The organism is Streptomyces sp. NPDC051364, from assembly GCF_040682115.1.
GTDB lineage: Bacteria > Actinomycetota > Actinomycetes > Streptomycetales > Streptomycetaceae > Streptomyces.
Map to the genome: position 1 here is coordinate 617,599 of NZ_JBFBAH010000001.1, position 25,433 is coordinate 643,031.

Here is a 25,433-nt window from a genome sequence, read left to right on the forward strand (position 1 = left end):
CTCTTCCTACCTTCGAATGGCGGCCGATGGGCGACGAATCCCAGGTTTTCCGCCCGCAAGGAGGTCTCCATCAGGTACGCGCATGCCCCGTCTCTCACTCGAAAGAGTTGGTCCTCACGGCGTAGGGCGCGCCGCGCGGTGAGCACGTAGGCTCGGATTGACCAAGCGTCCCGATGCTACGGAGTGAGTGACCTGTGATTCCCGGTGGTGGCCAGCCCAACATGCAGCAGCTGCTCCAGCAGGCCCAGAAGATGCAGCAGGACCTCGCCGCGGCGCAGGAAGCGCTTGCGCAGGCCGAGGTCGAGGGTCAGGCCGGCGGCGGCCTGGTGAGGGCGACCGTCACCGGTTCCGGTGAACTGCGTGCACTGGTGATCGACCCGAAGGCCGTGGACCCGGCGGACACCGAAACCCTCGCCGACCTGGTCGTCGCGGCGGTCCAGGCGGCCAACGAGAATGCCCAGGCGCTGCAGCAGGAGAAGCTGGGCCCGCTGGCCCAGGGCCTGGGCGGCGGCAGCGGCATCCCCGGTCTCCCGTTCTGATTCCTCCACCCCCACCCATACCGAAAGAAGGCAGTCCGTGTACGAAGGCGTGGTCCAGGACCTGATCGACGAACTGGGCAGGCTGCCCGGCGTCGGGCCCAAGAGCGCGCAGCGGATCGCCTTCCACATCCTGCAGGCGGAGCCCACCGACGTCCGGCGCCTCGCGCACGCGCTGCTCGAGGTCAAGGACAAGGTTCGGTTCTGCGCCGTGTGCGGGAACGTGGCGCAGGAGGAGCGGTGCAACATCTGCCGCGACCCGCGCCGCGACACCACGGTGATCTGCGTGGTCGAGGAACCGAAGGACGTCGTCGCGGTCGAGCGGACCCGCGAGTTCCGGGGCAGGTACCACGTCCTCGGCGGCGCGATCAGCCCGATCGAGGGCGTCGGCCCGGACGACCTGCGCATCCGCGAGCTGCTGGCGCGCCTCGCGGACGGCGAGGTGACCGAGCTGATCCTCGCCACCGACCCGAACCTGGAGGGCGAGGCGACCGCCACGTACCTCGCCCGCATGATCAAGCCCATGGGCCTGAAGGTCACCCGCCTGGCCAGCGGGCTCCCCGTCGGGGGAGATCTGGAGTACGCGGACGAGGTCACGCTCGGGCGGGCCTTTGAAGGAAGGCGACTTCTCGATGTCTGACGCAACGCTGCACGCCCTGGGCCAGGATCCGGACGACTTCGCCGTCCAGATCGCGGACCAGATCGAGTCCTTCATCGTCGCGGTCACCGAGGTGGCCAAGGGCGAGGACCCGGACAGCGCAGTGCCCTTCCTCCTCCTGGAGGTGTCCCAGCTGCTGCTGGCGGGCGGCCGGCTGGGCGCGTACCAGGACGTCCTGCCCGACGAGCGCTACGAGCCCGACCTCGGTCCGGAGCCGGACGTGGAGGTGCTGCGGGAGCGCTTCGCGTACATGCTGGAACCCGTCGACGTGTACTCGGAGGTCTTCGACCCCTACGAGCCGCGCAAGGCCCCGGTCCCGCACCGGATCTCCGACGACGTGGCCGACGTGGTGGCCGATCTGCGGCACGGGCTGGGGCACTACCGGGCGGGCCGGACGACCGAGGCGCTGTGGTGGTGGCAGTTCTCGTACTTCACCAACTGGGGCCCGACGGCCTCGGCCACCCTGCGCGCCCTGCAGTCGCTGGTCGCGCACGTACGGCTGGACCAGCCGCTGGAGGCCCTGGACGGCCTGGACACCGACGAGGACCTCGCCGAGGACGACCTCGCCGAGCAGGCCGGACGGGTGATGGCCGAGGAAATCGGTGCCCGGCTGGGCGTGCACGGGAAGTAGGGCCACGGGAAGCAGGAACCCCGTCGGGAACCCGCCGAGCGGGAACCCAAACTTTGATCTGTTCGTCTCATGATGTGGTACGAAGCGGTCGGGACGCGGCCGCTCGTTACACTGCACCAGCAATGAGACGGACTGAGCGAGGAGCGCACGTGGGCCTTGTCGTGCAGAAGTACGGAGGCTCCTCCGTAGCCGATGCCGAAGGCATCAAGCGCGTCGCCAAGCGGATCGTGGACGCCAAGAAGAACGGCCACCAGGTGGTCGTCGTGGTTTCCGCGATGGGCGACACGACGGACGAGCTGATCGATCTCGCCGAGCAGGTATCCCCGATGCCTGCCGGGCGCGAATTCGACATGCTGCTGACCGCCGGAGAGCGTATCTCCATGGCCCTGCTGGCCATGGCGATCAAAAACCTGGGCCACGAGGCCCAGTCGTTCACCGGTAGCCAGGCAGGCGTCATCACCGACTCGGTCCACAACAAAGCGCGCATCATCGATGTCACGCCGGGCCGGATCCGCACTGCGCTGGACGAGGGCAACATCGCCATCGTCGCCGGCTTCCAGGGCGTGTCGGCGGACAGCAAGGACATCACCACCCTCGGCCGGGGTGGCTCGGACACGACCGCCGTCGCGCTCGCCGCGGCGCTGGACGCCGAGGTCTGCGAGATCTACACCGACGTCGACGGCGTCTTCACCGCGGACCCCCGCGTCGTGAAGAAGGCCCGGAAGATCGACTGGATCTCCTCCGAGGACATGCTGGAGCTCGCCGCCTCCGGTTCCAAGGTGCTGCTGCACCGCTGTGTCGAGTACGCACGCCGATACAACATCCCGATCCACGTCCGGTCGTCCTTCTCGGGACTGCCGGGCACCTGGGTCAGCAACGAGAATCCGCAAGGGGACGAGCAGGTGGAGCACGCCATCATCTCCGGAGTCGCTCACGACGTCTCCGAAGCCAAGATCACGGTCGTCGGCGTCCCGGACAAGCCGGGCGAGGCCGCGGCGATCTTCCGCGCCATCGCGGATGCCGAGATCAACATCGACATGATCGTGCAGAACGTGTCCGCCGCGTCCACGGGCCTGACGGACATCTCCTTCACCCTCCCCAAGGCCGAGGGCCACAAGGCCATCGAGGCCCTGGAGCGGGCGAAGGGCAAGATCGGCTTCGACTCCCTGCGCTACGACGACCAGATCGGCAAGATCTCCCTGGTCGGCGCGGGCATGAAGACGAACCCGGGCGTCACCGCCTCGTTCTTCCAGGCGCTGTCCGACGCGGGCGTGAACATCGAGCTGATCTCGACCTCCGAGATCCGCATCTCGGTCGTGACCCGCCAGGACGACGTCAACGAGGCCGTCCGCGCCGTGCACACGGCCTTCGGCCTCGACTCCGACAGCGACGAGGCCGTCGTCTACGGAGGCACCGGACGATGACCGCGACCCGGTCGACCCCGGCTCCGGCGCTCGCCGTGGTCGGGGCGACCGGAGCAGTCGGCACCGTGGTGCTCCAGATCCTGTCCCAGCGGGCGGACGTCTGGGGCGACATACGCCTGATCGCCTCCCCGCGCTCGGCCGGCCGCATGCTGGCCGTGCGCGGCGAGGAGAGCGAGGTGCTCGCCCTCACCGAGGACGCCTTCGAGGGCTTCGGGCAGGGCGACGTGGTGCTGTTCCTGACCCCGGCCGAGGTTTCGGCCCGCTGGGCCCCCGTCGTCGTCACGCGCGGAGCCGTCGCCGTCGACCAGTCCGCGGCCTTCCGGGAGGACCCCGAGGTACCGCTGGTGGTGCCCGAGGTCAATGCGCGGGCCGTACGGACGCGGCCGCGCGGGATCGTCGCGAGCCCGGACTGCGTCACCGCCTCGATGATCGCGGCCCTGGGCGCGCTGCACGCCGAATACGGGCTGGCCGACCTGACCGTTTCCTCGTACCAGGCCGCGAGCGCGGCCGGCCGGGCCGGCTCCGAGGCGCTGCGCCGCCAGCTGTCGCTGGTCGCCGGGACCTCCCTGGGGGAGCAGACCGGGGACGTGCGGCGCGCCGTGGGCGAGGACGCCGGCCCCTTCGCGGCCCCGCTCGCCCTGAACGTGGTCCCGTGGTCCGGTGAGCTCCGCGAGGGCGGCTGGTCCTCGCACGAGCTGGCCGTACGGGCGCAGACCCGCCGGGTCCTGCACCTGGACGCGCTGCCGGTGGCGGTGACCTGCGTACAGGTGCCGGTGCTGACCGGGCATTCGCTGAGCGTACGGGCGCGGTTCGAGGCCGAGGTGGACGCCTCGCACGCCCGGGAGATCCTGGAGGCCGCACCCGGCGTGGTCGTCGTGGACGACCCGGCGGCGGGGGAGTTCCCGACTCCGGTGGACGCGGCGGGGACGGATCCGGCATGGGTGGGACGGCTGCGGGCCTCGCTCGACGATCCGCGCTCCCTGGAGTTCTTCGCGTGCGCGGACAATCTGCGCAACGGGGCCGCCCTGAATGCCACTCAGATCGCGGAACTGATCGCTGGTGAATTCGCGTAATTCACTTTGTAGGATCAGTGCTGATCCCTTGATCAAGGTGATGGCCTGACTGCCGCCTGGGGACGGGCGGGGCAATCAGGAAGAGCGGGTACGCATGAGGGCAATAGGGATTTTGCTGGTGAGGCTGCCTCGCGCGTACAACCCTGGTGGGGGGACGCGTGTCCAACTCGCGTGGCAGAGGCACTTCTCGACTTCGCCGTCGTACCGGCGCGCAGCGCAATCAGCGCGCCGCGCCGGCGTTCCCGTGTGCCCGCGTCCGGTGGCTACCCGGTGATCGTTCCCGTCCCGCAGTCCGCGGTGCCGCCGGTTGCCGCGCCCTCCGCCCTGCCGACCCGGGGCGGCCGCGTGCCCGCACCCCGCGATAGCGCGGAGGCCGGGGGGAACGGGGAGGAGGCGTCCGCCGCTGCCGAGCCCGTCGCCGCCGAGCCGACCGTCACCGCCGGCACCACGGTCGACCACCTCACCGAGACCTACCAGGCCCACTACCGCTCGCTGCTCCGCCTGGCCGCGCTGCTCCTCGACGACACCGCCTCCTGCGAGGACGTCGTCCAGGAGGCGTTCATCCGCGTCCACTCGGCCCGCAACCGGGTTCGCGATCGGGACAAGACACTGGCGTATCTGCGCCAGACCGTCGTCAACCTCTCGCGCTCCGCGCTGCGCCGCCGCATCCTCGGCCTCAAGCTGCTCTCGAAGCCGATGCCGAACATGGCCAGTGCCGAAGAGGGCGCGTACGACCAGCTGGAACGGGACGATCTCATCAAGGCGATGCGCGGACTCCAGCGGCGTCAGCGCGAGGTGCTGGTGCTGCGGTACTTCGCGGACATGACGGAGGCCCAGGTCGCCGAGACGCTCGGCGTCTCGCTCGGCTCGGTCAAGGCGTACGGATCGCGGGGCATTGCCGCGCTGCGGGTGGCGATGGAGGCTGCGCAGTCATGATGGACGACCACACTCCGCCGGGCGGCGCGGGCGAGGAGCAGGCGCTGCGGAACCTGCTGCGCGGAGCCGTCGATGGCCTGGAGCCCTCCGAGGGCGCGCTCGAGCGGCTGCGGTACGCCGTCCCCGTACGCAGGACCCGCAAGCGCCAGGCCCTCGTCGGGGCGGCGGCGGCCGTGCTGCTGGCCGGCACGGCGATCCCGGCGGCCCTGCACCTGCACATCACCGGCGGCGAGAGCGGCGCGGCCGACCACTCCGCGATGGCCGGGCACGGCGAGGAGCCCGCCACGGGGGGCGGCAGCGCCTCCGACCCGCACCAGAACGGCTCGGGCTCCCCGTCCAAGTCCGCCGAGGCCGCCGGCAAGGGCGTGGAGACGGGCGGCGCCGGCGTGCAGCCGGAACCGGAGTACGGCGGATCCCCGACCGGCGGCGGTACGGCCGGCCCGGCCACCGCGGGAGCCTCGGCGGGCGCCTCGGCCGGCACCGGCCCGATGCCCCCGGCGACGTCGCCCGGACTGCCCGGGTGCAGCGCGGAGCAGCTCGGCGTGCAAGGCACGGCCAAGGCCCCGGAGGCCGACGGCAAGGTGTACGGCAGTTTCAAGGTCACCAACGTCTCGGTGCGAGGCTGCACCGTCACCGGCCCGGACACCGTGACCGCGGCCTCGGTGACGGCCTCGGCGCCCGGCACGGGCTCGGGGGTCACCGTGGTCGGCCACACGGCGGGGGATCCGGCGGCCGGGCTGCCCGACCCGTCGGCGGAGACGCCGCTGCTGCTGCTCCAGCCGAACACGGCGTACGAGGTCCGCTTCGCGTGGGTGCCCTCGGCGCAGTCCTGCCCGGCGGCCTCGCCCGACCCGGGGACCAAGCCCCCGGTGGACGGCGCCCAGGACACCGGTCAGCGCGCGTCGGGCGCCGCTGCGGCGGGCCCGGAGCCGGGCACCGGCAGTCCGGCCCCCAACACCGGGGTGGAAGTGACCCACAAGCCGAACACGGCGCCGGCGGGTGCGCCGACCACGCAGACGACGATCCCCGCGGCGTGCGGGGGGACGGTCTACCGGACGGGCGTCATTCCGCTGGACGCGCCGAAGCCGTAGCCGGGGCGGGGGCCGGCTCCTGCACGGCAGGCTCCGGCAGCAGCCCCGCCTCCGCGTCGCGCAGGGTCTCCACCTCGCGGCGGTAGAGCCGGAACCACATGAACAGCACGAAGGCGGCGAAGACGAACCACTCGCCGGTGTAGCCGAGGTTCTGGAAGGCCTTCAGATCGAGCCCGGTGTTGCTCGGCGCCTGTGCGGGCACCGGGGTCAGCCCGTCCGCCGGGGTCTGCACCGTCAGCCAGGCGTCGTACAGCCCGTACGGCACGAGGTTGACCAGCGAAGCCGACCCGATCACGCCGAGCTGCCCGGCCGGGAGCCCGCCCGAGGCGTACACGCCCTTGCTGCCGGCGCTCTCCGATGCCTGGAGCGCACCGGTCACCTCGACCCGCCCGGTCGGTGCGGCCGGAGCCCGGGCCGCGTCCGCCGCGCCCGGCAGCCAGCCCCGGACCACCGGGACGGCCTTGCCGGTGTCGGTGCGCAGCAGGGTCAGCACGTAGAAGCCGGACTTCCCGTCGAGCCGCCGCTCGGGGACGAGCAGCTGGTCGGCGTACTCGCCGGAGACGGAGGCGAGGCGTCCGGAGGTCTTCTTGTCCACCGGGAGCAGCGAGTCCAGCGGTGCGGCCACCTGGTCGGCGGGGCGCGCGCCGGCCGCCTCCTTGTGGCTGTCGACGCGGTCCTCGAACCGGCCGAGCTGCCAGGTCCCCATGAACAGGCAGACGGGAACGGCGAGCGCGACGAAGACGTTGATCCCCCACCACCGCGGGGTCAGGAGAAACCGGTGCACCCCACCACCGTACGGGGGGTGCACCGGATCACCGGGGCCGGGGCCACCGCGGGGCCACGGCCGGGGCCGCGTCACGTTGTTACTGCGGCAGGTGCTTCTGCACGAACTCGAGCTCCATCCGGACCTGCTTGATCCGCTCCTCCACGACGAGCGAGCCGTGCCCGGCGTCGTACCGGTACACCTCGTGCACCGCCCCGCGCGCCGCCAGCCGGTCGACGTAGTTCTCGATCTGCCGGATCGGGCAGCGCGGGTCGTTGACGCCCGCTGCGATGTGCACGGGGGCCTTCACGGCGTCGACGTACGTGAGGGGGGAGGACGCCTCGAACCGCTCCGGGACCTCCTCCGGCGTGCCGCCGAAGAGGGTGCGGTCCAGGGACTTCAGCGCCTCCATCTCGTCGTGGTACGCCGTGACGTAGTCGGCGACCGGTACGGCGGCCAGGCCCACGGCCCAGGCCTCGGGCTGCCTGCCCAGGCCCAGCAGGGCCAGGTAGCCGCCCCAGGAGCCGCCGGACAGCACGAGGCGCGCCGGGTCGGCGAGGCCGGAGGCCACCGCCCACGCGCGGACGGCCTCGATGTCCTCGAGCTCGATCAGGCCGACGCGGTGCTTGAGGGCGTCGGTCCATTCGCGGCCGTACCCCGTCGAGCCCCGGTAGTTGACCCGGACGACCGCGAAGCCGTGGTCCAGCCAGGCCGCCGGGGTCGCCGCGAAGGAGTCGCTGTCGTGGTGGGTGGGCCCGCCGTGCACCTCGAAGACGGTCGGGAAGGGGCCGTCTCCGTGGCCCTGGGGCCGCTGCGCCAGTGCGTGGATCCGCCCGCCCGGGCCGTCCACCCACACGTCCTCCACCGGCACCGAGCCGGGCGGCCGGAACCCCGGCGGGTCCAGGACGATCCCGCCCGCGGTGGACCGTACGGAAGAGGGCTCGGCCGCCGAGGACCACTGGTACTCGACCGTGCCGTCGGGCCGGGCCGTCGCGCCCGAGACCGTGCCGGGCGGGGTGTCGACCCTGGCGAGCTCCTGCGCGGCCAGGTCGTAGCGCCAGAGCTCGCTGCGCGCCTCGAAGCTGTGCGCGATCAGCAGTGCGGAGCCGTCCGGGTACCACTCGGCGCTCACATCGCCCGGCAGCTCGATCGCCAGGTCCTGCTGGGCGCCGGTGGCCACGTCCCACACCATCGGCTCCCAGCGGCCGCGCCGCTGGTGGCCGACCAGCAGCCGGGTGTCGCCGGCGACCGGCGCGAAGCCGAGCACCTCCAGGCCCAGCTCCACCGTGCCGCCGCGGGAGTCGTCGAGCTCGGCGACCGTGGCGCCGTCGAGGGTGACCACGCGCAGGGCCGAGTGCATGGCATCGCCGTGCTCGGTGTGCTCGATCGCGATCAGGGTGCCGTCGTGAGAGAGGTCGCCGACGCCGGCCGATTCCCGGTGCCGGTAGATCACCACGGGCTCGGTGCCGTCAGGCCGCACCACGTGGATGGTCGAGCCGTCCTCGTCGGTGGAGCGGCCGACGACCGAGGTCCCGTCGCGCCCGATGGCGAGCCCGCCGGGGTACGAGGGCTCCAGCCCGGGGGTGGCGGGCTCGTCGGGGCCGCCCGCGAAGGGCTGGCGCACCCAGGTGCCGAACTCGTCGCCGTCGGTGTCGGAGAACCACCAGATCCACTCGCCGTCGGGGGAGAGGGTTCCGTCGGTGGTCCCGTTGGGTCGGTCGGTTGCCTGCCGCTGCGTGCCGGTGGCGCGGTCCCAGGCGTAGAGCTCGTAGGTCCCGGTCGCGTTCGAGACGAAGAGCGAGCGGTCCGGGGCGTCCTCGGCCCAGTCGGGCAGCCCGACGCGCGGCGCCCGGAAGCGCTTCTCCCAGTCCGGCATGGCCGTGTTGTCAGTCATACCCCTCATGTAACCCGATTGGCGCTGCCGGATGGTCGTGAAGGGCCGGAGGAGGCAGCGTGGGCGGGGTCCCACCCAGCCGTTTTCCAGTGAGGAGCGATCATGGCGAAGAAGCGCAAGGAGTCGACTCAGGAGAACCTCCGGTCGTCGGAGTCCGGGGCCCCGCAGAAGCCGGCGCAGCTGATCGAGGACGTCCGACAGGCACAGACGGAGGCCATGAAGGAAGACCGGATGCGCGAGCAGCGCCGTAAGGGCGGGCGCGGCTGACCCTGGCCCTTGCCCCGGATGCCGCCTCCTCCGAACGGAGGGACAGTGGAGGGCGTAGGCCCTCCGGCGTGTCCCGAGGAGGAGTGATCATGGCCAGGAAGGCTCGTACCGGCACGGCACAGGCCGCGGAGCGCGCGCACGAACGGGCGAAGAACACGGCGGCCGAGGCGCGCGCCAAGGCCGCGGTCAGAGACGTGCAGTCCGTGTCGGCGAAGACGAGGGGCATGCAGCAGAAGGCCCAGGCCAAGCGCGGCTGAGCCGCTGCCGTTGCCGATTCACCGGTCGTGGCCTGTGGTTTCCCCGGGAAACCACAGGCCACGGTCGTAGGGTGGCCGCATGCGGATGATCGTCCGGGGTGCCCGGCTGCTGCACACTGACGGCCTGTACGACGTCGAGGTCGCCGAGGACGGCCGGATCGCGCGGGTGGTCCCGTACGACGACCAGAAGGAGCCGCCGGCCACCGGCGTGCTGATCGAGGCGCACGGCGGGCTGCTGTCGCCCCCCTTCGTCGAGCCGCACATCCACCTGGACACGGCCCTGACCGCCGGCGAGCCGCGCCCGAACGCCTCCGGGACGCTGTGGGAGGGCATCGCCTGCTGGAGCGAGCGCAAAGCGACCCTGACCCGCGAGGACGTCGTCGCCCGGGCCACGGAGGTGCTGCGCTGGCAGGCGGCCCAGGGCGTGCTGCACGTACGGTCGCACTGCGACGTCACCGACCCGGCACTCACCGCGCTGGACGCGCTGCTGGAGGTCCGCGACCGGGTCCGGGAGTTCATGACCCTCCAGATCGTCGCCTTCCCGCAGGAGGGCATCGTCTCCTTCCCGGACGGCGAGGCGCTGCTGCGCGAGGCGGTCGCACGCGGCGCGGACGTCGTCGGGGCGATCCCGCACTTCGAGGACACCCGCGAGGACGGGGTGGCGTCGCTGGGCATCGCCTTCGCCGTGGCCGAGGAACACGGCCTGCGCGTGGACGCCCACTGTGACGAGATCGACGACGAGCAGTCCCGGTTCGTGGAGGTGCTGGCCGCGCTCGCGCTGCGGTCGGGGCTGCGGGAGCGGGCGACGGCCTCGCACACGACGGCGATGGGCTCCTACGGCGGCGCGTACAGCTTCAAACTCCAGCGGCTGCTGTCCCGTTCCGGGATCAACCTGGTCTCCAACCCCTTCGCGAACCTCAACCTCCAGGGCCGCTTCGACGGCTACCCCAGGCGGCGTGGCCTCACCCAGGTCAAGGAGATGCTGGCGGCCGGGGTCAACGTGGCCTTCGGCCACGACGACGTGATGGACCCGTGGAACGCGCTCGGCACCGCCGACCCGCTCCAGACCGCCCTCGTCGGGCTGTACGCGGCGCAGCTCACGGGAGCGGACGAGATCCCGGTGGCCTTCGAGATGGTGACGGAGCGTGCGGCGCGGGTGCTGGGGCTGACGGGCTCGGAGTACGGCATCGCGGAGGGCGCGCCCGCCTCCTTCGTGCTGCTGCCGGCCGAGACCCCCGCCGAGGCGCTCCGCCGCCAGGTCCGGCCGCGGTACGTGGTCTCGCGCGGGACGGTCCTCGCCGAGACGCGGCCGGCGCCGACCCGGCTGAACTGGCCGGGGGAGCCGCCGTCGGAGGTGGATTTCCGCCGGACGTAGGCTCACGCCCCATGACGACATGGACGTGCGGCCGCGGCCTATGTCGCGGGCGGCGCGGCGCAGCGGATCGGTGCCAACCCGCTCGACCGGCGATAGCCTGCGCGCATGTCGTGGGACGAGGACGGAACACCGCACCCGCTCGCACTGCGCCGCACCGGCCGCAGCGAGCAGGAGCCGGACAGGCTGCCCGAGGTCCGGGAGCTGGAGGTGCTCGGCTGGGAGCCCGCGCCCGAGGACATGCTGTGGGTGTTCCTCCCGTACGTGTGGCCCCCGGCGGCCCGGACCTGGATCCCGGACCGCTCCACCCACTGGGCGGTGGAGACCCGGCTGGACGGCCACGGGCACATCACCGGCGTGGAGGCCGCCCCGCTCTCCGAGCCCGACCTGCACGACCTCGACTGGGAGGCCGAGGAGGTCCTCACTGAGCTCGGCCTCCCGCACCGGCCGCCGGGCCGCCTGTGGCTGTTGCGCCCGCTCGGCTCCCTTCCCACGGTCGGGGCGGTCCTCGACCGCCTCCGGGCGGTGGCGGAGGAACGCGGGGTGGAGGTCCGGGCGTCGGCCGCCTTTCTCGCGCTGACCCGGGACGAACTCGCCGCCCTGGCAGCCGAGTCCGGCAGCGACACGTAGGCCAGGACCGGGTAACCCGCCGATTTCGCCCGTGGATCCTCGCCGCCGGTGGCGAGAACCTGCACTCGCCCCTGGGCTGCCCGCGCCTGCGCGGGGCTCACCGCGGCGCCGCCGCAGCGGCCGGGGCGGGGCCGGGTCCGCCGTGCGCCCGCGGATTGCAGCGGGTCGTCGGGCCCGCACCGCATTCCTGATGCTCTCCTTACAGACCTCATGGCGCCTGCAATGTAAAGTCCAATTCTCGCCACGAGTTGCTTCTGGACGCAGTTGAAGGAGCGTCAATATGCTGGCCTGCAAGGAAGTTCAAGAGTTGTGTAATGTGACTGACGTCGCATCATTCGGACTGCCGCGGCGTTAACGATCATTGCTAGAGTCCAAAAATGGCCAGCCGATTTTTCGGGTGTGCCGGAATTGACCTCGGGATCGGAGATCACCTTTCCGAGGCGCGCCGCCCGTTCGGACTCCGTGGCGGCGACCCAAGTGGAACCAGAGCGCGCCGCCGGCCGATGATCTCGGTCGCGGCGGGCCGAGACGGGGAAGGGCCGTGCCTCATGACGTATGACACCTCCGGGGTAATCGCTGCGTTAGGGAGCCGCAACCTGCTCCCGGACGAGTACGAGACGGTGTTCGCAAGCGGCTCCCTGATCAGAGGCTGGGGCAACCCGACCAGTGACCTCGACGTCCACGTGGTCACCAAGGACGTCTGGGCCAGCACGATCGACGAGACCAACCACGTCGCGCTCGAACCGAACACGCTCCAGTACGAGGGCACGTTCGTCGACGGCCGCCGCTGGGACATCGAGTACTGGACCTCGTCCCAGCTGGAGCAGGTCCTCTCGAAGGTCTCCCAGGAGCAGTTCGCCGACAATCAGGGCACCTGGCGCACCCTCAGCTACCACGAGATCGCCATGCTGGAGCGGCTCCCGTACGCCGCTGCAGCCGACGACGGTGCCTGGCTGGCGGCCACGCGCGAGCGGCTCGCGGCCTCGGCCCACCGGTCGGTGCTGATCGTGAACTCGCTCAAGCAGGCCGACAGCTACACCGAGGACGCGGCCGGCCAGATCGCCCGGGGCGACCTGTACAGCGCGGTCATCGCGACCAAGAACGCCTTCAACCACGCCGTCGACGCGCTCCAGGCGAGCCTGGGCCAGTTCGGCAGCCTGTGGCCGAAGTGGCGGGCCCGGCGGATGGAGATCCTGAACCCCGGGCTGCTGCCGTTCGACGCGTACTGGGCCATCGAGACGATGCGCTCCTTCGACCCGGACAACCCGCAGAAGTGGGTCGAGGAGACCATCGCCGTCTGCCAGCGGATCTCCATGGAGGTGTCGGTCTGATGCCGCTCGACGAAACTCCGCTCGATGAAAACTTGCAGGTGGGGCCTGGTTCGGTGGCCTCGCTGCCGCTGAACGTGAAGATCCGCAACCACCGCGGCACGACGGTGGTCGGCGGGTACGAGCACTTCTTCGAGCTGACCGCGTCCGCCGCCCACATCTGGCGGCAGATCGACGGAAAGCGCACCGTGAGCGATATCGCCGCGCTGATCGCCAAGGAATACGAGATCGATCAGGAATCCGTGGTGCAGGACATTGTTGAGCTCTTCACGGAACTCGCGCAGCACGATGTCGTGAACATTACGCAAGGCGATTCTCGGAGCTGAATTCTACAAGAGGCCACCGCCTCCTGCACATTTGCCCGTGGGTTTGAAATTTCGGGGGCATCACATGCTGGACGATCTCCAGTTCGATGTATTCGGTCCGCTGACCGTACGGCGGAACGGTGAGTTATTAGAGATTCCGCAGGCGAAACACCGGGTCGTGCTGGCCGCCCTGCTGCTCCGCGCCAACCGCACCCTCACCGCGGAGGAGCTCATCCAGCAGCTGTGGGGCGGCGAACCCCCGCTGACCGCACGCAAGACGCTCCAGGGGTACATCGCCCGCCTGCGCAAGGTGCTGGGCGCCGACGTGGTCGTCAGCCGGGCCTCCGGCTACGCGATCGCGATCGACGGCGAGCGGCTCGACCTCGACCGGTTCAATCTCCTCCTGCACAAGGCGGAACTCTGCGCCGAACCGGCCGAACGCGCCCGGCTGTTCCGGTCGGCGTTGGAGCAGACCAATGGCACCCCGCTCGTCGACATCCCCTCGGAATACCTCCACCAGGGCGACGGTGCAGCCTTGCTTGAACGCTGGTTGAATGCCACGGAAAGCTGGGCCGACGCCGAAATGGCGGTGGGGCGCTGCGCCGAGGTCCTGCCCCGGCTCAGGGCCCTCGTATCCGAACACCCTTTCAGGGAAAGCGCGTGGGGCCGTCTGATGACGGCCCTGTACAAGGCGGGCCGCCAGGGCGAGGCTCTCGCCACGTACCAGGAGGCCCGGCGCCTGCTGTCGGAGGAACTCGGCGTGGAACCCGGCGAGGAACTCCGCGCCACCCACCGGCAGATCCTCGCCGGGCCCGCCGCCCGGTCCGACGGGGAGCCGGATCCGGCGCCGCGCGCCTTCGCCGCAGCCGGCAGCGGTGGTGGCGGTGGCGGTGGCGGTGGCACGAGCCTGCGCCCGGTCGCCGGCGCCGCCGGGAGTGCGGCCTCCCCGTACACCCTCCCGCCACGCCTTGCGGAGTTCGCCCGGCCCGGCATCGAGGCCGAGCTGATCCAGCGGCTGCGGGACGTCTCCCGGGACGGTGCGGAGCGCACCGTCCCGCAGACGCTCAATCTGTACGGGGCCGCCGGGGTCGGCAAGACCACCATGGCGGTCCGGGTCGCCCACGCCGTCAGCCCCGTCTTCCCCGACGGCCAGCTGTACGTCGAACTCCAGCGCGGGGGCGACTTCCGTGAGCCGGCGGACGTGCTCGGCGAGCTGGTGCGCGCACTCGGGGTGGCCCCCGGCGCCGTGCCGGCGGAGTTCGCCGAACTGGTGGCCCTGTACCGGGGGCTGCTCTCCCACCGGCGGGTGCTGATCGTGCTGGACGGGGCGCGCGACGAGGCCCAGGTACGGCCGCTGCTGCCGGCCTCGCCGACCTGCGCGGCCGTGGTGACCAGCCTGGAGATGCTGTCCACCCTGGGCGGCACCCGGCACGTACGACTCGGGCTGCTGTCGGCGGAGGAGTCCCGCGAGATCCTGGCCCGGATCATCGGCCGCGAGCGGGTGGCGGCCGAGGAGGGGGCCGCGCAGGACCTGGTGCGGCACTGCGGGCGGCTGCCCCTGGCCATCCGGATCGTCGGCGCGCGGCTGCTGGAGCGGCCGCACTGGCGCCTGGAGACGCTCGCCCGGCGGCTGGAGTCGGACCGCAGAAGGCTCGACGAGCTGGTGGTCGGCGACCTCGGCGTCCGCGAGAGCCTGGCGGTCGGCTACGCCGCCCTGGACGCTCCGGAGCGGCGGGCGTTCCGGCTGCTCAGCCTGCTGGAGATGGCCTCGTTCCCGGTACGGGTGGCCGCGGCCGCGCTGGGGCTGCCGGACGACCGTGCCGAGGAGACGCTCGAGCGGCTGACCGCGCAGCACCTGCTGGACGCCGACTTCGTCAAGGGCAGCGGGGTGCGCTTCTCGTACCACCCGCTGGTCCGGCTGTACGCGCGGGAGCTCACGTTCGACGTGGACTCGATGCAGAGCCGGCACGGCGCGGTGCAGAACGCGCTGGCCGCCTGGTACACGAGGCCGGCCGGAGCGCTGGTCCCGCTACGGGCCACCGCGCCCGCGACCGGACCGGCCGTGCGGGCCGGAGCCGCCGCCGTTCCCGCTGCCGCCCTGCCACCGGAGCTCGGCTTCACCGCCTGAGCCCCACGACCCCACGACCCCACGACCCCACGACACACCACGATCCCCACACCCCCCACGTCCCGTCCCCCGCCGTGCCGCCCGAGGTGTGTCCGCCCGCCCCCGGTCCCGGCCCACGGGGAGATCCGAGGAGAACCGACGTTGATCGAACGCTATTCCACTCCGGAGATGGCCGCGCTCTGGACCGAGGAGCACAAGTACGAGACCTGGACGCGCGTCGAAGTGCTGGCGACCACGGCCCAGGTCGAACTGGGCGTCGTGGACCAGGGCAGCCTGGACGACATCCGCCGCGCCCCCGTCCCCGCCGTCGCCCGCATCCGGGAGCTGGAGCTCACCCGCGACCACGAGATCCTCGCCTTCCTCGCGGCCTACACGGAGACGATGCCGGCCGCTTCCGCGCGGTGGGTGCACCACGGGATGACGAGCTACGACCTCGTCGACACCTCCCTCGGGCACATTCTGGCGCGCAGTTGCGACCTCGTGCTGAACGCCGCCCGTACGTTCGCCGAACTGCTCGTGGAGCGCGCCCTGGAGCACTGGGACACGGTGTGCATCGCCCGCACCCACGGCATCCACGCCGAACCCACCACCTTCGGGCAGAAGCTCGCCGTGCACGCCTTCGCCCTGCACCGGAGCATCGCCCGGCTGACCGCGGCCCGCGCCGCCGTGGCCGTGGGAACCATCTCCGGTCCCGTGGGCACGTACGCGCACATCTCCCCGTACGTCGAGGAGTGGGTCTGCGGCCGACTCGGGCTCGGCGTCGAGCCGATGCCGACCCAGGTCGTGGCGCGCGACCGGCACGCCGAGCTGCTCTCCGCGCTCGCCGTGACGGGGGCCGTCGTCGAGCAGTTCGCCCTCGAGATGCGGATGCTCCAGCGCACCGAGGTCGGCGAGGTCGACGAGCCGCGGACCAGCGCGTACCAGGGGTCGAGCGCGATGCCGCACAAGCGCAACCCGACGACGAGCGAGCGGCTGTGCGGCCTCGCCCGGATCCTGCGCTCCAACGCCGGGGCGGCCTACGAGAACGTCGCGCTGTGGCACGAGCGGGACCTCGCGCACTCCTCGGTGGAGCGCGTCATCCTGCCCGACAGCCTGACGGTGGCCCACTACCAGCTCGTCTCCGCCGCCGGGCTGCTGCACGGGCTGCGGGTGTTCCCCGAGCGCATGGAGCGCAACATCGACGCCACCCGGGGCCTGGTCTACAGCTCCGAGGTGTTCTTGGACCTGGTCGACCGGGGCCGGGACCGCGAGGAGGCCTACCGGCTGGTCCAGGCCGCGGCCACCGAGGCGTGGGAGACCGGCTCGAGTCTCGCCGAGGGCCTCGGCTCCCGCGGTGTGGACGTCACCGGTGAGCAAATGGACCCGCGGCGCTTCCTCGGCAACCGCGACCACCTGAAGTCCCGACTGATCGAACTGAGCAAGGAGCTGCAAGACCATGTGGAAGTGTGAGCCCGTCGTCGGTGCCAGCCTCGACGTCACCGAAGTCACCGCCCTCTACCGCGCGTCCACCCTCGGCGAGCGCCGTCCCATCGAGGACGTCGAGCGGTTCACCCGGATGCTCGCCGGTGCCAACCTCGTGATCACGGCCCGCCTCGACGGCCGGCTCATCGGCATCGCGCGCTCGATCACCGACGGCTCGTACGTCACGTACCTGAGCGACATCGCCGTGGACGCCGAGTTCCAGCGGCGCGGCGTGGGCCGGGACCTGATCCGGGCCACCCGGGAAGCCGCGCCGCAGGCCAAGCTCGTGCTGCTTTCGGCGCCGGCCGCCGTCGCGTACTACCCCCACATCGGGTTCACCCGCCACGAGTCCGCATGGACCATCGATGCGCTCGGCTGAAGCCGGGCCCCGCGGGGTCGGCCGTCCCTCCCCGATCCCGAACCGCCGTCGAATGACGTTCCGTAGGTGACGACAATGCAGCTGAAGACGCCCGGATTCGATGCCCAGGTCAAGGCGGCCGCCGAGCGGGCCCGTGCCTGCGCCCTGGCCGCCGACGCGATACGGATAGCGGCCACCCTCGACGGGATGGTCCCCGAGCAGGTCGGCCGAGCGGCCATGGGGCTCGGTGAGCGCGTGTACGCGGAGATCGCCGAGTCCCAGGTGGCCGGCTTCGCCCCGACCGGCGGCCCCGAGGCCGAGGTCGGGGCCGGTGCCCCGGCCCGGTCCGAAGCCGGCACCGTGGCCGACAGCGGCGCCGGTGACCTGCTGATGCTGACCGGGACCGGGCGGCTGCGCGTCGTCCCGGCCGGTACGCAGCCCGCCGGGACCGAGGAGGGCGAGCCGCTCGGCACCCTCAAGTGGCAGTCCCGGCCCGAATCCCTGGGCAGGCTGTGGGCCCTGGCCCAGGACGTCCAGCGGCTGCAGTTCGAGGAGATCCACCGCTGGCTCGCGCAGCAGGGCGCCGAGTCGGTCCGCGAGCGGATCGACGCCGTCGCGCACGCGCTGGTCCACATGGCCCCCGTGCTGCTGTACGTCGGCGACCGCTTCTACAGCAACCTCGGCAAGTTCAGCAATCTGCCCGGGCGTTCGATGGCCCCGGGGGCCGAAGGGTCCGTGCTTACCGCGCTCCGGGAGACCCCGGCCGCGCGCTGGTCCCCCGAGGACGCCACCTTCGTCGTGTGCATGTACGCGCTCATCAGCTCGGGCTCCCCGGTCCGGGCCGAGGAGTTCAACGGGGTGCAGCTGGCCCCGGACCAGCTGGCGGACTTCCTCCGCGAGCGCATCGAGGCGTACGGGGCGGAGCTCCCGGACCTCGCCGGCGAGCCGACGGGCGCCGCGCTCGACGCCCTGGCCGCGGCCTGCGCCGACGGGCGGGCGGAGCTGTTACGCCGCGGCGCCGTGTTCTACCGCGAGATCAACGGCGCCTCCCTGCACAAGCGGGAGCGGATCATGGCCGAGCCGCTCGGCTGGGATGAGCTCCCGGCGCCCGTGGCGGGCCTGCTCTCCGGCGTCGCGGGCCGGCCCTTCCCCGTCGCGGCCTCGCCCGAGACGGTGCGGGCGTACGCCGAGGAGGTCGTGGAGCGCATCGTACGACTGGCCCCGCCCGCCGGGTTCACCAGCGTGTACGAGGGGTTCCTCCACCGGTTCTTCGAGACGCTGGCCGACGCCCTGGACTGCGACGTCGTGATGGGCCGCGGCCCCAAGAGCGTCGCCGTGCTGCACAGCGACCACCCGGCCGAGGACCGAACAGCCCTGGCCACCCGCGACTTCTACTGCTGCGTCGCGCCCGGCGCCGCCTTCGCGCGGAAGTTCGCCGACGACCGGGCCGGCCTCGCCCGGACCCTCTCCGCGTACAGCGCGCGGATGCGCTACAACACCTGGCACTACCTGCCGCACAGCATGTCCTGGACCGAGGAGTCCCCGGGCCGCGACGACTGGTTCTTCGCGCCGATGACGGCCGACATCACCAACTGGTCCGACCAGCACCACACCGGGCACGTCGCCTTCGGCGTCCGGCACGCCCTGCGCGTCCCGCTCGGCATCGTGCTGGAGGGCGCGTACCGCCCCGGCCTGTACGACCTGCGGCTGCTGCGCACCTCCGGCGCCGAGTTCGAGCTGCCCCACCTGCGGGCGGCCATGGTGACGGGCCGCGTCCAGGCGCTGCTGCACCAGGCGGCCGCCGACCGGGGCCTGGAGGTCGCCGGCTTCGACAACAGCTGGTACCGGGCTTTCCATGGCGCCTGACCTGCTGTATGCCGACATCCGCAGCCTCCGCGCGGCGTACGGGGACGGCAGCCTGCTGCCCTCGGAGCACCTGGCCGCCACCTTCGCGCAGCTGGACCGGTGGGAGCCGCGGATCGGGGCCTTCCTCACCCTCGCCCGCGAGCGGGCCACGGCCGAGGCGGAGGCCGCGGACCGGCTGCTCCACCGGTACGGGAAGGCCGTATGGGAGGACCGGCCGCTGCTCGGCATGCCCGTCTCGGTCAAGGACCTGACCCCGACGGAGGGCATCCGGACCACCCGCGGCTCCCTGCTGCACGCCGACGCCGTGCCCGACCGGGACGCACCGGCCGTGGCCCGGCTGCGGGCGGCGGGCGCCGTGGTCATCGGCAAGACCAACACCACCGAGGGCGGGTGGAGCGCGGCCGGGGTGAACCGGCTGCAGGGTCCGACGCGCAATCCGTGGGATCCCGCCCGCACCCCCGGCGGCTCCAGCGCCGGTGCGGCCGCCTCGGTGGCCGTCGGCATCGGCGTGGGCGCCACTGGCACCGACGGCGCCGGGTCGATCCGCATCCCCGCGTCGTTCTGCGGGGTCGTCGGGTTCAAGCCCTCGCTGGGCCGGATCCCGTACGTGCCGCAGAGCCCGGAGGAGCTGTCCCATCTGGGGCCGCTGACCCGGACGGTGGCCGACGCGGCCCTGCTCACGCAGGTGATGTCCGGCTACGACGCGGGCGATCCGCTGTCCTTCGGGGTCCCCGGCGAGCCGACCGGGGACCCGGAGGCCGCGGCCGGGCGGCTCCCGAGGCTGCGCATCGGCTGGATCCCCTCGCTGGGCGATCCCGCGCCGCAGCCCGGCATCGCGGCCGCCGCCCGGCGGGCGGTCGAGGCGCTGGCCGCCCGGGGGCACACGGTCGAGGAGATCCCGCCGCCGTTCGAGGACCCGTACCCGGCGCTGGAGACGATCCTGGCGGGCTGGGAGGCGGCCGCCCACGCGCGCGACCTGGACGAGGTCGCAGACCGCCTCGACCCCGGCCGCCTCGACGTCATCCGGTACGGGCGCGGGCTGAGCGCCGCCCGGCTGGCCGCGGCGTACGAGGCGCGTGCCGTGCTGCGGGTCCGCAGCACGGCCCTGATGGAGCGGTACGACCTGCTGGCCATGCCGACCGTGGCCATCGAGCCGTTCGCCGCCGAGCTCCACGAGCCGCCGGACCCGGTCCGCAAGGGCGGCCTGTCCTGGCTGGCGTGGGCGCCCGAGGCCTACACGTTCAACCTGACCGGCCAGCCCGCGGTGTCCGTCCCGGCGGGGCGCTCGCCCGGGGGCCTGCCCGTCGGCCTGCAACTGGTGGGCGGGCGCCACGACGACCTGCGGGTCCTGGCCGCCGCGTACCAGCTGGAGCAGGCGCACCCCTGGCACCACCAGTACGCAGCACTCACCGCACAACGCCCGGAAACCGAAGGGGAACCGACATGACGAAGCCCACCACCGCGCGGGAAGCCGGCGAGCGCCGCTACGCCCGCTTCGCGACCGGCAGCGTCGGCTTCGTCGAGCGGCACGGCCTGTGGAACGCGGACCAGAGGGCCGCGGCGGACGCCCTGGAGGAGACCCTGCCGGGGCTCGAGTTCGTCCGGGTCGGCTTCGGCGACCCGCACGGGCTGATGCGCTCCAAGACCCTGACGGTCGACGCCTTCCGCACGGCGCTGCGCAACGGCATCGACATGAGCCCGGGCCCCTTCGTCTTCGACACCGGGCACGCCGTGGGCGTCGACTTCTTCGCACCCGGCGGCGGCATCGGCATCCCCGAGCTGACCGGCGCCGGCGACTTCCTGATCGTCCCCGACCCGCTCACCTTCAAGGTGCTGCCGTACACCGAGGCGGCCACCGGCTGGGTCATCGCCGACGAGTACCTGCGCGACGGCAGCGCCCACCCGCTCTCCAGCCGCGCCGTGCTGCGCCGCCAGTGCGCCCGCGCCGCCGAGCGCGGCCTGAGCTACGTCGTCGGCCTGGAGGTGGAGTGGTACGTGACCCGGCTGGCCGGTGTCGCGGAGCACGGCCCGGCGGTCGCCTCGGCCACGGCCGCCGCGGCGGTCGGCGGGTTCGGCGTGCAGGGCGAACCGCCCGCCGTCGAACCGGTCAACAGCGGCTACCAGTTCAACCTCGACACCTTCACCGACGGCCTCATGCACGTCATCACCCCGCTGGCGCGCGCCCTGCGCGAGCTCGGCCTGCCGCTGCGCACTGTCGAGCACGAATCGGGGCCGGGGCAGCTGGAGTTCACCTTCAGCCCGATGAACGGCCTCGACGCCGCCGACGCCATGCTGCTGTTCCGTACGGTCGCCAAGCAGATCTGCGCCCGCCTCGGCCACCACGCCTCCTTCATGGCGCTGCCCCGGCTGGAGCGCTTCGACCCGAGCGGCTGGCACCTGCACCAGTCGCTGTTCGACACCGCGGCCGACCGCAACGCCTTCGTACCGCAGGAGGGCGCGGCCCTGCTGTCGGACGAGGGGCTCGGCTACGTCGCCGGGCTCCTCGAACACGCCGCGGACATCGCGCTGTTCGCCGTCCCGACCGTCAACGGGTACCGCCGGCTCGACGAGCAGTTCTCGCTCTCCCCGGACCGGGTCGTGTGGAGCGCCGAGAACCGGGGCGCCCTGGTCCGCGTGCTCGGCGGCCCCGGCGAGGAGTCCACGCACCTCGAGAACCGGCTCGGCGAGCCCTGCGCCAACCCGTACCTGTACCTCGCCTCGCAGCTCGCCGCGGGCCTCGACGGCATCGAGCGCGGGCTGCGGCCGGGCGGTCTCGCACAGGACCCGCACGCCCCCACGGCGGCGGCCCTGCCGCGCGACCTGGCCGAGGCGGTGGCCGCGATGGAGGGCAGCGCCCTGGCCCGGGAACTGCTGGGCAAGCCGCTCCACGACTGCCTCGCGCAGCTCAAGCGCAGCGAGGTGTCCCGGTTCGGGGACTGGCTGGCCGCCTCGGGGCCCGCCGGACCGGGCGAGACCACCGTATGGGAGCACCGTGAGTACTTCGGCGCCTACTGACGCACGCCCGCCCGGGGACCGCCGGTGGACCGTCTGCATCGTCGGGTCCGGGCCGCGGGGGCTGTCCGTCCTCGAACGGCTCGCGGCCAACGCGGAGGAGCTGCTGCCGGCCGGGGTGCGGCTGCGGGTCCACCTCGTGGACCCGCGGCCCGGCAGCGGGCAGGTGTGGCGCTCCGACCAGTCGGAGCTTCTGCTCATGAACACGGTCGCCTCCCAGGTGACCCTCTTCACCGACGACAGCGTGACGATGGACGGCCCCGTGCGGCCCGGTCCCAGCCTGGCCGCCTGGGCCGCGGCCGAGGAGGGGCCGGGCCCCGACGCCTATCCCACCCGGGCCCTGTACGGGCGCTACCTGGAGTGGGTGCTGCGCAGCGTGGTCCGGTGGGCCCCGGCGGACATCCGTACGCACACCGCGCGCGCCGTCAGGCTCGACGCGGACCCGGACCCCTGCGCGGACGGCCGGGACCGGGTGACCCTGGACGACGGCACGGTGCTGTCCGGGCTGGACGCGGTCGTGCTGGCCCAGGGGCACCTGCCGGTCTCCCCGACCCCCGCCGAGACCGCCTTCGCGCGGTTCGCGGACCGCCGGGGGCTGTTCTACCTGCCCCCGGGGAACCCGGCCGAGGCCGGGCTGGACGGCATCGGGGCGGGCGAGCCGGTCCTGCTGCGCGGTCTCGGACTCAACTTCTTCGACCACATGTCCCTGCTGACGGAGGGACGAGGCGGGGTCTACGAAGCCAAGGACGCCGGGCTGGTCTATCACCGCTCCGGGCACGAGCCCGTGCTGTACGCCGGATCGCGCCGCGGTGTGCCGTACCAGGCCCGCGGGGAGAACCAGAAGGGCGCGCACGGCCGGCACGTCCCCCTCGTCCTCACCCCGGCCGTGCTGGACCGGCTGCGCCGGGGGCCGGGGCTGACGTTCCGGCGCGACATCTGGCCGCTGGTGTCCCAGGAGGTGGAGACCGTCTACTACGCGGCGCTGCTGCGCGCCGACGGCCGCCCCGGGGCCGCGGCGCGGCTGCTCGCGCTGAGCGCCGCCGGGCCCTGGACCGCGTACGCCCGCGACCGGCTGCTCGACGCGCTGGGCGTGGCACCCGGGAGGCGCTGGGACTGGGAGCGCGTCGCCCGGCCCTGCGCGGACCGCGTCTTCGCCGACCGCGCCGAGTTCACCGGCTGGCTGCTGGAACACCTGCGCCGGGACGTCGCCGAGGCGCATGCGGGCAACGTCGACGGGCCGTACAAGGCGGCGCTCGACGTCCTGCGGGACCTGCGCAACGAGGTGCGGCTGCTGGTCGACCACGGGGGGATATCCGGTGCCGACTACCGCGACGAACTGACCGGCTCGTACGGGCCGTTGAACGCCTACCTGTCCATCGGCCCGCCGCCCCGCCGGATCCAGGAGGCGATCGCGCTGATCGAGGCCGGCGTGCTGACCGTGCTCGGCCCCGGTGCCGAGTTCGCCGCGGACGAGGCCGCCGGCCGTTTCACGGCCCGCTCGCCCCAGGTGGGCGAAGACGCAGTGCACGCCCGGGCGTTCATCGAGGCGAGGCTGCCCGAACCCGATCTGGTGCGCACCGGGGATCCGCTGCTGGGGTACCTGTACGCGACGGGCCAGTGCACCCCGTACGTGATCGACGACGAGCACGGCCCGTACCGGACCGGCGGGATCGCGGTCACGCAGCGCCCGTACCGGATCATCGACGCGGCGGGCGCGCCGCACGAGCGGCGCTTCGCGTACGGGGTGCCCACCGAGGGCGTGCACTGGGTGACGGCCGCCGGGGCCCGGCCGGGCGTCGACTCGGTGATCCTCGGCGACTCCGACGCGATGGCCCGCAGCATCCTCGGCCTCGCCTCCCGGGCCGGCCGCCCTTTCGACACCCTGACGAGGAGCACGTGATGGACGGCCTGAAGACGTCGCCGGACCGCGGACCCGGCACCGGAGCGGAGGCCGGAGCGGACACCGGCCTGCTCTCGCCCGTCCGGGCCGGTACCGCCACCGAGGCGGCCCTGACCGACAGCGCCTGGGCCCAGGCGATGCTCGACGCGGAGGCCGCCCTGGCCCGGGCCCAGTCCCGGCTGGGCACCGTGCCCGCGAAGGCGGCCGAGACCATCACGGCGTGCGCCCGTGCCGAGGCGATCGACCTGCCCGCACTGGCCGTTCGGGCGCGCGGCGCCGGCAATCCGGTGGTCGCCCTGGTCGAGGAGCTGACGGCGGTGGTCGCGGCCGAAGACCCGGCGGCGGCGGAGTACGTGCACCGCGGCTCCACCAGCCAGGACATCCTCGACACGGGCGCGATGCTCGTCACGGCCCGCACCCTGCGCCTGGTCCGCGCCGAACTCGACCGGACCGCCGCGGCCCTGGCCCGGCTGGCCGACGAGCACCGGGGCACGCCGACGGCGGCCCGCACGCTGGGCCAGCACGCCGTCCCCACCACGTTCGGCCTCAAGGCGGCGGGCTGGCTCGTCGCCGTGCTCGACGTACGGCGCCGGGTCGCGGCCCTCCTCGACGGGGGGCTGCCGGTCCAGCTCGGCGGGGCCGCGGGCACCCTCGCGGGCTACCTCGCCTACGCGCAGCAGGCCCCCGCCGAGGGGGACGGCCGCAGCCGGCCCGACACGGATCCCGGCGCGTACACCGGGGAGCTGATCAGCCTCTTCGCCGCCGAGACGGGCCTCGCGGAGCCCGTCCTGCCCTGGCACACCCTGCGCACCCCGATCACCGACACCGGGGCGGTCCTCGCGCACGCCGCGGTGGCGCTCGGCAAGTTCGCCACCGATGTGCAGACCCTGGCCCGCACGGAGCTCGCCGAGGTGGCCGAGCCCGCCGGGGTCGGCCGGGGCGTCTCCTCCGCCATGCCGCAGAAGCGCAACCCGGTGCTCGCCGCGATGATCCGCTCGGCCGCGCTCCAGGTGCCCTCGCTGGTCCTCACGCTGACGCACTGCGCGGCCGCTGCCGAGGACGAGCGGCCCGCCGGTGCCTGGCACGGCGAATGGCAGCCGCTGCGCGAGGCGTTGCGGCTGGTCGGCGGGGCCGCCTGCACGGCGGCGGAGCTGGCCGAGGGGCTGGAGGTGTACCCGGCCCGGATGGAGGCCAACCTGCGGCTCACCGGCGGGGCCGTGGTCACCGAGCGGCTGGCCGCCGTACTGGCCCCCGTGCTCGGCAAGGCCGGCGCCAAGCGGCTGGTGAGCCGGGTGGCCGTGGGCGCCGGGGCCGTGGGCGCCGGAGCCGCGGACTCCCTCGTGGACAAGCTCCTCGCCGACGCGCCCGAGCTGGCCGCGGAGTTCACCGCCGGCGAGCTGGCGCGCCTGCTCAGTCCGGCCGAGTACACCGGCGCCGCCGAGGCGCTGATCGAGCGGGCCCTGGCGTACCACCGCAGCACGCTCGGCACCGGCGGCACCACCGCATGACTTCCGTACGGCGACGGCCCGTGGCGGACCTTCCG

General features: G+C 73.0%; 23 protein-coding genes. 21 read left to right on the top strand and 2 right to left on the bottom strand.

All coding sequences use genetic code 11. The annotated features are described in order from the left end of the window. Positions 1–194: 194 nt before the first annotated feature. The 7 genes from AB0M76_RS03000 to AB0M76_RS03030 all read left to right on the top strand — a co-directional run bounded on the left by AB0M76_RS03000 (position 195) and on the right by AB0M76_RS03030 (position 6,349). Positions 195–539: a YbaB/EbfC family nucleoid-associated protein gene (locus AB0M76_RS03000; RefSeq protein ID WP_266665434.1), complete on the top strand. Its 345-nt coding sequence runs from the start codon at positions 195–197 to the stop codon at positions 537–539. Between the two features lie 37 nt (positions 540–576). Then, complete coding sequence (recR, locus tag AB0M76_RS03005) at positions 577–1,176, top strand: recombination mediator RecR (RefSeq protein ID WP_365951215.1); 600 nt, start codon at positions 577–579, stop codon at positions 1,174–1,176. Then, positions 1,169–1,825: a DUF5063 domain-containing protein gene (locus AB0M76_RS03010; RefSeq protein WP_365951216.1), complete on the top strand. Its 657-nt coding sequence runs from the start codon at positions 1,169–1,171 to the stop codon at positions 1,823–1,825. The genes recR and AB0M76_RS03010 overlap by 8 nt, the downstream gene beginning before the upstream one ends. A 149-nt stretch (positions 1,826–1,974) precedes the next feature. Next, positions 1,975–3,249, top strand: coding sequence for an aspartate kinase (locus AB0M76_RS03015; protein WP_266665430.1), 1,275 nt, complete (start codon positions 1,975–1,977; stop codon positions 3,247–3,249). Beyond that, entirely contained in the window at positions 3,246–4,322 is a 1,077-nt protein-coding gene (locus AB0M76_RS03020) for an aspartate-semialdehyde dehydrogenase (RefSeq protein ID WP_365951217.1), read from the top strand. The genes AB0M76_RS03015 and AB0M76_RS03020 overlap by 4 nt, the downstream gene beginning before the upstream one ends. 246 nt (positions 4,323–4,568) lie before the next feature. After that, positions 4,569–5,258 carry a SigE family RNA polymerase sigma factor gene (locus AB0M76_RS03025; RefSeq protein WP_365951386.1) on the top strand — a complete coding sequence of 230 codons (690 nt, stop codon included), beginning with the start codon at positions 4,569–4,571 and terminating at the stop codon, positions 5,256–5,258. After that, the gene (locus AB0M76_RS03030; protein ID WP_365951218.1) at positions 5,255–6,349 is read left to right on the top strand and encodes a hypothetical protein; all 1,095 of its coding nucleotides are present in this window, start codon (positions 5,255–5,257) and stop codon (positions 6,347–6,349) included. The genes AB0M76_RS03025 and AB0M76_RS03030 overlap by 4 nt, the downstream gene beginning before the upstream one ends. On the opposite strand, the gene AB0M76_RS03035 is transcribed toward AB0M76_RS03030, so the two are convergent. Further along, positions 6,321–7,133 carry an SURF1 family protein gene (locus tag AB0M76_RS03035; protein WP_365951219.1) on the bottom strand — a complete coding sequence of 271 codons (813 nt, stop codon included), beginning with the start codon at positions 7,131–7,133 and terminating at the stop codon, positions 6,321–6,323. The two genes, AB0M76_RS03030 and AB0M76_RS03035, sit on opposite strands and share 29 nt — an antisense overlap. A gap of 79 nt (positions 7,134–7,212) precedes the next feature. Next, entirely contained in the window at positions 7,213–9,015 is a 1,803-nt protein-coding gene (locus AB0M76_RS03040) for a prolyl oligopeptidase family serine peptidase (RefSeq protein WP_365951220.1), read from the bottom strand. A 93-nt stretch (positions 9,016–9,108) separates the two neighbouring features. Between AB0M76_RS03040 and AB0M76_RS03045 the strand changes: the two genes are divergently transcribed. The 14 genes from AB0M76_RS03045 (at position 9,109) to AB0M76_RS03110 (ending at position 25,398) form a co-directional block, all read left to right on the top strand. Continuing rightward, on the top strand, positions 9,109–9,273 hold the full coding sequence (locus AB0M76_RS03045) for a hypothetical protein (RefSeq protein ID WP_365951221.1): 165 nt from the start codon (positions 9,109–9,111) through the stop codon (positions 9,271–9,273). A gap of 89 nt (positions 9,274–9,362) precedes the next feature. After that, positions 9,363–9,530 (top strand): hypothetical protein, encoded by a 168-nt coding sequence (locus AB0M76_RS03050; protein ID WP_266627081.1) that lies wholly within the window; start codon positions 9,363–9,365, stop codon positions 9,528–9,530. A 79-nt stretch (positions 9,531–9,609) separates the two neighbouring features. Further along, complete coding sequence (gene codA, locus AB0M76_RS03055; RefSeq protein ID WP_365951222.1) at positions 9,610–10,905, top strand: cytosine deaminase; 1,296 nt, start codon at positions 9,610–9,612, stop codon at positions 10,903–10,905. A gap of 105 nt (positions 10,906–11,010) precedes the next feature. Continuing rightward, entirely contained in the window at positions 11,011–11,532 is a 522-nt protein-coding gene (locus AB0M76_RS03060; protein WP_365951223.1) for a DUF5956 family protein, read from the top strand. A gap of 548 nt (positions 11,533–12,080) precedes the next feature. After that, positions 12,081–12,863, top strand: a complete 783-nt coding sequence (locus AB0M76_RS03065; RefSeq protein WP_365951224.1) for a hypothetical protein — start codon at positions 12,081–12,083, stop codon at positions 12,861–12,863. Then, the gene (locus AB0M76_RS03070) at positions 12,863–13,186 is read left to right on the top strand and encodes a PqqD family protein (RefSeq protein ID WP_365951225.1); all 324 of its coding nucleotides are present in this window, start codon (positions 12,863–12,865) and stop codon (positions 13,184–13,186) included. The genes AB0M76_RS03065 and AB0M76_RS03070 overlap by 1 nt, the downstream gene beginning before the upstream one ends. A gap of 64 nt (positions 13,187–13,250) precedes the next feature. Next, entirely contained in the window at positions 13,251–15,293 is a 2,043-nt protein-coding gene (locus AB0M76_RS03075; protein ID WP_365951226.1) for a BTAD domain-containing putative transcriptional regulator, read from the top strand. A 141-nt stretch (positions 15,294–15,434) separates the two neighbouring features. Next, positions 15,435–16,742, top strand: a complete 1,308-nt coding sequence (gene purB / locus AB0M76_RS03080) for an adenylosuccinate lyase (RefSeq protein WP_365951227.1) — start codon at positions 15,435–15,437, stop codon at positions 16,740–16,742. Continuing rightward, a complete protein-coding gene (locus AB0M76_RS03085; protein WP_266665408.1) occupies positions 16,729–17,133 on the top strand; it encodes a GNAT family N-acetyltransferase in 405 nt (134 codons plus the stop codon). The genes purB and AB0M76_RS03085 overlap by 14 nt, the downstream gene beginning before the upstream one ends. Before the next feature lie 75 nt (positions 17,134–17,208). Continuing rightward, positions 17,209–18,978 carry a hypothetical protein gene (locus AB0M76_RS03090; RefSeq protein ID WP_365951229.1) on the top strand — a complete coding sequence of 590 codons (1,770 nt, stop codon included), beginning with the start codon at positions 17,209–17,211 and terminating at the stop codon, positions 18,976–18,978. Continuing rightward, complete coding sequence (locus tag AB0M76_RS03095; RefSeq protein WP_365951230.1) at positions 18,968–20,425, top strand: amidase family protein; 1,458 nt, start codon at positions 18,968–18,970, stop codon at positions 20,423–20,425. The genes AB0M76_RS03090 and AB0M76_RS03095 overlap by 11 nt, the downstream gene beginning before the upstream one ends. Further along, positions 20,422–21,993: a glutamine synthetase family protein gene (locus AB0M76_RS03100; protein ID WP_365951231.1), complete on the top strand. Its 1,572-nt coding sequence runs from the start codon at positions 20,422–20,424 to the stop codon at positions 21,991–21,993. Before AB0M76_RS03095 ends, AB0M76_RS03100 begins: the two co-directional genes overlap by 4 nt. Continuing rightward, the gene (locus tag AB0M76_RS03105; protein WP_365951232.1) at positions 21,971–23,890 is read left to right on the top strand and encodes an FAD/NAD(P)-binding protein; all 1,920 of its coding nucleotides are present in this window, start codon (positions 21,971–21,973) and stop codon (positions 23,888–23,890) included. Before AB0M76_RS03100 ends, AB0M76_RS03105 begins: the two co-directional genes overlap by 23 nt. Continuing rightward, positions 23,890–25,398 carry a lyase family protein gene (locus AB0M76_RS03110; RefSeq protein ID WP_365951233.1) on the top strand — a complete coding sequence of 503 codons (1,509 nt, stop codon included), beginning with the start codon at positions 23,890–23,892 and terminating at the stop codon, positions 25,396–25,398. Before AB0M76_RS03105 ends, AB0M76_RS03110 begins: the two co-directional genes overlap by 1 nt. The last annotated feature ends 35 nt before the right edge of the window (positions 25,399–25,433 follow it).

Coding starts and splice junctions, on each gene's coding strand:
- AB0M76_RS03010 (WP_365951216.1), top strand. CDS start 1,169: ATGTCTGACGCAACGCTGCACGCCCTGGGCCAGGATCCGGACGACTTC.
- AB0M76_RS03020 (WP_365951217.1), top strand. CDS start 3,246: ATGACCGCGACCCGGTCGACCCCGGCTCCGGCGCTCGCCGTGGTCGGG.
- AB0M76_RS03030 (WP_365951218.1), top strand. CDS start 5,255: ATGATGGACGACCACACTCCGCCGGGCGGCGCGGGCGAGGAGCAGGCG.
- AB0M76_RS03040 (WP_365951220.1), bottom strand. CDS start 9,015: ATGAGGGGTATGACTGACAACACGGCCATGCCGGACTGGGAGAAGCGC.
- AB0M76_RS03045 (WP_365951221.1), top strand. CDS start 9,109: ATGGCGAAGAAGCGCAAGGAGTCGACTCAGGAGAACCTCCGGTCGTCG.
- AB0M76_RS03050 (WP_266627081.1), top strand. CDS start 9,363: ATGGCCAGGAAGGCTCGTACCGGCACGGCACAGGCCGCGGAGCGCGCG.
- codA (WP_365951222.1), top strand. CDS start 9,610: ATGCGGATGATCGTCCGGGGTGCCCGGCTGCTGCACACTGACGGCCTG.
- AB0M76_RS03060 (WP_365951223.1), top strand. CDS start 11,011: ATGTCGTGGGACGAGGACGGAACACCGCACCCGCTCGCACTGCGCCGC.
- AB0M76_RS03065 (WP_365951224.1), top strand. CDS start 12,081: ATGACGTATGACACCTCCGGGGTAATCGCTGCGTTAGGGAGCCGCAAC.
- AB0M76_RS03070 (WP_365951225.1), top strand. CDS start 12,863: ATGCCGCTCGACGAAACTCCGCTCGATGAAAACTTGCAGGTGGGGCCT.
- AB0M76_RS03075 (WP_365951226.1), top strand. CDS start 13,251: ATGCTGGACGATCTCCAGTTCGATGTATTCGGTCCGCTGACCGTACGG.
- AB0M76_RS03085 (WP_266665408.1), top strand. CDS start 16,729: ATGTGGAAGTGTGAGCCCGTCGTCGGTGCCAGCCTCGACGTCACCGAA.
- AB0M76_RS03090 (WP_365951229.1), top strand. CDS start 17,209: ATGCAGCTGAAGACGCCCGGATTCGATGCCCAGGTCAAGGCGGCCGCC.
- AB0M76_RS03095 (WP_365951230.1), top strand. CDS start 18,968: ATGGCGCCTGACCTGCTGTATGCCGACATCCGCAGCCTCCGCGCGGCG.
- AB0M76_RS03100 (WP_365951231.1), top strand. CDS start 20,422: ATGACGAAGCCCACCACCGCGCGGGAAGCCGGCGAGCGCCGCTACGCC.
- AB0M76_RS03110 (WP_365951233.1), top strand. CDS start 23,890: ATGGACGGCCTGAAGACGTCGCCGGACCGCGGACCCGGCACCGGAGCG.